This is a genomic window from Rhizobium sp. 268 (assembly GCF_036571585.1).
GTDB classification, from domain to species: domain Bacteria; phylum Pseudomonadota; class Alphaproteobacteria; order Rhizobiales; family Rhizobiaceae; genus Rhizobium; species Rhizobium redzepovicii.
On the sequence record NZ_JAPPSO010000046.1, the window covers coordinates 1 to 5,638 of the forward strand.

General features: G+C 57.3%; 3 protein-coding genes and 5 pseudogenes. 4 read left to right on the forward strand and 4 right to left on the reverse strand.

Going from position 1 to position 5,638, the window contains the following annotated elements; translation table 11 throughout:
* Positions 1 to 580 (reverse strand): S49 family peptidase (locus OS035_RS33060; RefSeq protein ID WP_331815539.1); only part of this gene is annotated, 580 nt, incomplete at its 3' end.
* A 430-nt stretch (positions 581 to 1,010) separates the two neighbouring features.
* Between OS035_RS33060 and OS035_RS33065 the strand changes: the two are divergent.
* Positions 1,011 to 1,695: pseudogene (locus OS035_RS33065) on the forward strand (IS6 family transposase).
* A gap of 249 nt (positions 1,696 to 1,944) precedes the next feature.
* Here OS035_RS33065 and OS035_RS33070 read toward each other — a convergent pair.
* From OS035_RS33070 to OS035_RS33080, 3 pseudogenes are all read right to left on the reverse strand, one after another.
* A pseudogene (locus OS035_RS33070) lies at positions 1,945 to 2,309 on the reverse strand (transposase); the annotation flags it as partial.
* Positions 2,291 to 3,205: pseudogene (locus OS035_RS33075) on the reverse strand (NAD(P)-dependent alcohol dehydrogenase); the annotation flags it as partial. The pseudogenes OS035_RS33070 and OS035_RS33075, both read right to left, overlap by 19 nt.
* Positions 3,165 to 3,829 (reverse strand): annotated as a pseudogene (locus OS035_RS33080) (aldehyde dehydrogenase family protein). The pseudogenes OS035_RS33075 and OS035_RS33080, both read right to left, overlap by 41 nt.
* Here OS035_RS33080 and OS035_RS33085 point away from each other — a divergent pair.
* The 3 genes and pseudogenes from OS035_RS33085 (at position 3,823) to tnpB (ending at position 5,589) form a co-directional block, all read left to right on the forward strand.
* A pseudogene (locus OS035_RS33085) lies at positions 3,823 to 4,551 on the forward strand (IS6 family transposase). The pseudogenes OS035_RS33080 and OS035_RS33085 overlap by 7 nt on opposite strands.
* Positions 4,552 to 5,017: 466 nt before the next feature.
* Positions 5,018 to 5,425, forward strand: a complete 408-nt coding sequence (gene tnpA, locus OS035_RS33700; RefSeq protein WP_442967732.1) for an IS66-like element accessory protein TnpA — start codon at positions 5,018 to 5,020, stop codon at positions 5,423 to 5,425.
* Positions 5,422 to 5,589: an IS66 family insertion sequence element accessory protein TnpB gene (tnpB, locus tag OS035_RS33100; RefSeq protein ID WP_331815542.1), complete on the forward strand. Its 168-nt coding sequence runs from the start codon at positions 5,422 to 5,424 to the stop codon at positions 5,587 to 5,589. The genes tnpA and tnpB overlap by 4 nt, the downstream gene beginning before the upstream one ends.
* The last annotated feature ends 49 nt before the right edge of the window (positions 5,590 to 5,638 follow it).

The following is a 5,638-nucleotide window of genomic DNA, read 5'->3' on the forward strand; positions in this document are numbered from 1 at the left end:
TGCCGGCGCGATGTTCGCGCACCATGGAGATGAAGACCTGGTGGATTTCGAGCTGCAGGCTCTTCAGGTACTCGATATCCTTTTCCTTTTCCGGCTGGAAAGGATCGAGGATCACCTTATTTTCGCCGGCGGTATAGACGCGGCGCTCGACGCCGATTTTCTTCAAGAGCTCGGGAAAACCGAAACCGCCGGAGACGACGCCGATCGAGCCGACGATGGACGTGGCGTCGGCAATGATCTCATCGCCGGCAAGCGCGATCATGTAACCGCCCGAGGCAGCGACATCCTCGACGAAGACCAGAACCTTCTTCTGCTTCTCGCGGGCAAGCTCGCGAATGCGGGTGAAGATCAGGCGCGACTGGACGGGCGAGCCGCCCGGCGAATTGATGGAGATGGCGACCGCCGGCGCGTCCTTCATGGCGAAGGCTTTTTCCAGAACCGGAGAGACATTGGCAAGGTTGAGGGTCGGCCGGAACTGGCCGCCGCCGCTGATGATCGGCCCCTGCAGCCGGACAACCGGAATGGTGATGCCGTCCTTGCGGAACCGTTTCGGCAGCAGTTTTCTCAAGAATCCGGCCATTTTTCATCCTTCGCTTCGGGTCGCACGATCTTCACCGCAACGAAAGTCCGCATCGTCGGGATGTTAGGTGATGTCATTTAGGCCTTTGTCGCTGCCCGAGGCACGCTCCGGCCGCTCGTGTGCCACATCTAGACGGCACCTTGGCCTAGATCAATACAAAAGAATAATATATTTTATGACATACATGATTGCCGCGCTCCAATGCGATTCTGTATTTTGGTTCTGCAAAATAAACAGAACGGTTATGTTCGTTGAAGTATTAAATACAAGTATGGCGAACTTTCGATCGCAAGATCGGTGGTTGGTCCGTGGGAATGTCTAAAGCGATTATGTTCGCTTACCAACCTGTCAAAGAGCCCGGTGATTTTCCCGCTCTCGCTAACAACCCCAACAAATTAGGTGAACAGATTAGACCCTCACCTCGGAGGTGATGACCAATACCGAAGAACATCAAGACCGCAATGGAAGTGTAGGCGTTGTCATGTGTCTGCGGCTTAGCGGTTGGCGAGATAATTGCGGGGATAAGGACCCGTTCCTTCAGCTAGAAGAACCACCGCTTTCCACCGCAGATCATCACCCGTGCGATCTGGCTGTATTTTCGGTTCCCTTTGAGCCCGCGGATGGTCAGGAAATGCTGTTGGAACCAGCATTGTCGGCCTCATCACGGGATCCTTTCATAGGAGACCATCAAACTCGGGACAGCTTATGCCAGGCAGTTGCGCAGAAAAAACCCGTCGCGTAAGGATATCTGACATCTGGACGAGTGGTGATTTCTATCGGCGGCCGAAAACATCAAAGCTGCCAAGCGATTGCTGGTCAGACTGCTGAAGAAACATGGCCTGGCGCTAAAGCGGTATCATCACCGACAAACTGCGCTCGTATGGCGCTGCAAAACGAGATGCCATGCCCGCTGTCGAACATTAATCCAATAGGGCCCTGAACAATCGTGCGGAGAATTCTCACGTTCACTTCGAAAGCGAGAACGGGTGATGCTTGATCGATCTTTACAGCAATCCGAAATCGCTTCGTTCTCTCGCATTCGAAACGTTCAGCCCTTTCCACTTACAATCATCGGATTGGCGCAATGGAAAGCCGTGAACGACGCGACTGCCTGACGTCACAAACAAGCGCCTTATCCAGGCGTCGATGAAACAACGTGATATCGCCGATGAGAGCTTTCGAGAAATGGCAAGTCGCTGAAAAAGAGATGATCGCCGCATCTGAAGTCCATCAATGGGCGGAAAGGCCGAGCACCGACCGTCTGAGCGTTACGAAGGTGACTGTGGCCAAATCAAGGAAGCACATCGACCATCTCGACATGCGAGGAGATGGTACGCGAAAGCACTGCGATGCCGTCGCCGGCCCTATCCCTGAGGCAGCGTTCTTGCGCTAGTGGATTGATCCCACCTTTGGTGCCCACGTTTGACCGCTGCAATGATCTCGTCTGGATCTGCCCTCCAGATGAAGGGCTTTGGTTTTTGGTTATGCTCTTTGACGAAGCGTTAATGATAGCTCGGAGGTCGACGACGGACTGGAAGACGCCTTACTTCGGACGTCGGCGCGTCAGGTTCGTAAAGAAGCCCTCGATGGCCCTCAGCCATGAACAGGATGTAGGGACGAAGTGGAATGTCCAGCGCGGATCCCTGGCTAGCCAAGCGCGGACCTTCGGCTGTTTATGGGTCGCGTAGTTATCGAGAATGACGTGGACGGCCTTATCCTTTGGCAACTCCCGCCGCTCATGAAGTGCACTTCGTCCAGATTGATCACGGTGCCCATGGCCGACGCGCCGAGAATGCCGCAGGCGCCCATCGGCGCCAGCACCGCGCTGCGGATAACGCTAGAAATCCCCGTCGTATCGAGCGCGAAATTCAACCCGTAGCTTGTGATCGCCCTGATTTCGGCTGTCGCATCCACCTTGCCGGGATTGATCGTGTGAGTGGCGCCGAGCTCGCGCGCCATGGCCAGCCGCATCATTCATGTCCGCCGCGACGATGGTTGTCGCGCCGACGACCTTGGCGGCTCAGGGCGGAGAAGCCGACCGGACCCGAGCCGAATACGGAAGGATTTGCCCACCGAAACCTTGAGCGCGTTCATGACTGCGCCCGCACCGGCCTGGATACCGCAGGCGAGCGGTCCCAGCAATTCGAGCGGCGCCGTATCCGGTACCTTCAGGACATTCAGCTCATGGCAGATGGCGTGAGTGGCGAAGGATGATTGGCCGAAGAAGTTGCCGTGAATACGCTCGCCGCCTGCCGAAAGTGCGCTCGAGCCATCTGTGCGTGCACCAAGGAAATTGCGCAGGAAAAATTCTTGGCAATAGCTGATGTGGTGATCCAGGCAACTCGGGCAGTGGCCGCAGGAATCGAAGGTCATGACGACTTATCCCCGGCCTTCCCCTTCGAGACGGCGCGGCCGACTTTCTCGACAATGCCGGCCCCCCTCATGTCCAAGTCCCACCGGCAGCGGCGTCGGCAGCATGCCATCACGCACGATGATATCGGTATGGCAAGCACCCGTTGCCACGACCTTCACGAGGATTTCGTTATCCCTCGGCTCCTCGATACCGACGGTTTCGAGGCTGAGGCTAGTGCCTTGCGCGCGGGCAATCGCAGCTTCTATCTGCATGGCAATCTCCGACATGAACTGGCAAGCGCGGGGGATGCGGGCCAAGCGCGACCCGATTGGTGGAGGGATCACCGACGTGCAGGTGTGACGCCTTCATAACCAGTTTGGCTGTCAAGACTTCGGCGATCTTTTCATCGGCGAGGATTAGGCCCGTCGCCATGCAAATCTGGCCCTGATGTAGAAAGGCGCCCCAGGCCGAATCGGAAGCAGCGATGTCGAGATCGGCGTCGTCGAGCACGATAAGCGAGTTCTTGCCGCCAAGCTCTAGCTGAATCTTCTTGAAGTGGTTGCCGGCAATCTCGGCGACCTTCGAGCTGGCCCTGGCAGATCCGGTGAAGGAGATCATCGGGCATCGGTGCACATCGCCTCGCCGGTGTCAGCTCCACCGGGCGCCATCTGCAGCACGCCCGTGGGCAGGCCGGCTTCCTCGAAGATGCGGGCGATGATGATGCCGCCCGAAATCGGCGTGCGCGGATCGGGCTTGTGGACCACGGCATTGCCGAATGCTAGCGCTGCGGCAATCGAGCGGAACGAAAGCACGAGCGGGAAATTGAAGGGCGAGATCACGCCGACGATACCGGCGCGGCGCGCACCCTCACCGAACTCACCGAAGGGCGATGTCACGTTGTGTGGGGCTTAACGATTGTGGAATAACGGATTGGGTGAACAGTCCGACCGTAAGCTACAAGAGCCACCGCTTTCCACCGCAGATCATCGCCCGTGCGGTCTGGCTGTATTTTCGATTCCCTTTGAGCCTAAGGATGGTCGAGGAGGTGCTGCTGGAGCGCGGTATGATCCGGAGATGGGGTCGCAATTTGGAACGGCTTATGCCAGGCAGTTGTGCAGAAAGAGGCCTTTGCGAAAGAATATCTGGCATCTGGACGGGGTGGTGATTTCCATAGGCGGCCGCGAACATTGGCTCTGGCGTGCCGTTGACCAGGACGATTACGTTCTCGACGAGATCGTTCAAGCCCACCGCGATACCCAAGCCCCCAGGCGATTGCTGGTCAGACTACTGAAGAGAAGCGAAGCCTGACGCCGAAGCGGATCGTCACCGACGAATTGCGCTCATATGGTGCTGCAAGACGTGAGGTGATGCCCGCCATTGAACATCGATCGCGCAAGTGCCTGAACAATCGGGCCGAGAATTCTCACCTGCCGCTTCGAAAACGGAGCGGATAATGCAGGGATTTCGATCCTCGCGGCTTGCAACGGTTCATATCCATCTTTTCGGCACTCCGAAATCTCTTCGTCCTGCGCACCAGAAATACTCAGCCCTCGCCGTCCACATCCATCGGATCCGCGCAATGGCGCAGTGGAAAGCCGTGACCGGCGCAACCGCCTGACGTCTCAGACAAGCGCCCTGTTCCGACCTTGATCAAACAACGTGACATCGCCCGGAGCATCAAGCCGAGCGTATCGAGCATGTTGACGCCTAGCCTGCGTCACCGGGAACTCCTAGGCCGCCCACCCTTTTGTCGTGAAAAACGAAAAGAATCGAACAGCAACTGAGGAGTGCCGTCGATCCGACAGCCGTCCGTGGGAGGAGGTGGGCCATCTGAATTCGAAGCTCTGCGCACGAGATGGATCGCTTCGATGAAAACCAGGGTACCCATTCCCGTCGCACATGATAGACTTTGCTGCAGTGAAGCTATGCAATGGATGCATAGCGCTTTGTCGAGAAAACCTACATCTCACCGCCGGCGTGTCGGGTGCTGCCGTGTCGGAGGTAGCAACCTTCTTCGAACCATCGTATCCCTCCGCCGAAGGCCGTCTGTGCTGACTTGCTGATTGGCTTTAAGTCCATGGCTTATGTCATGCGTTACAATTATTTCCCCCATTGAGGTGTTGTCCTCCGATGATCTTGGTCACCGGCGGGACTGGTCGGACGCAGAGAAGGTTCGGATCGCCGAGGAAAGCCTGCAAGGTTTTCGGCAGGGCTCAGTGACGGCACGGCGTTATGGATTGTCGCGATCACTGTTGACCCGTTGGCGTCGGGAATACCGAAGCGGGCTTCTGAGCGTTTCCGCATCAACAAGCTTTGTGCCGCTTTCGATTTCGCCACCGACTGCGGCATCTTCTGAGATGATGGCTCCGCTCCAGTCGGGCGGCGAAAAGATGATCGAGATTGGCCTGCCGAATGGCCGGCGGCTGACGATTCCGGCCTCGCTTGATCCGACCATCCTTGCCCGTCTGTTGTCGATCCTGGACGTGTCATGATCGCGTTTCCGGGCGGGGTGAAGGAGTGGATCGCGGGCGGCGTGACGGACATGCGTTGCGGCATGAACAGCCTGGCGCTGAAGGTGCAGGAAGGCCTTGGCCGCGATCCTCATAGCGGCGAGGTTTTCTGCTTCCGCGGCCGCAAGGCACAGTGCGCTTCATAATGCATCCCTCCATCAGATTCCGGGCAACCGGACGACTTTATCGTATTGA

Bases quoted from the DNA above. Each gene is read 5' to 3' on its own strand.
- tnpA (WP_442967732.1), top strand. From the start codon at position 5,018: ATGTCATGCGTTACAATTATTTCCCCCATTGAGGTGTTGTCCTCCGAT.
- tnpB (WP_331815542.1), top strand. From the start codon at position 5,422: ATGATCGCGTTTCCGGGCGGGGTGAAGGAGTGGATCGCGGGCGGCGTG.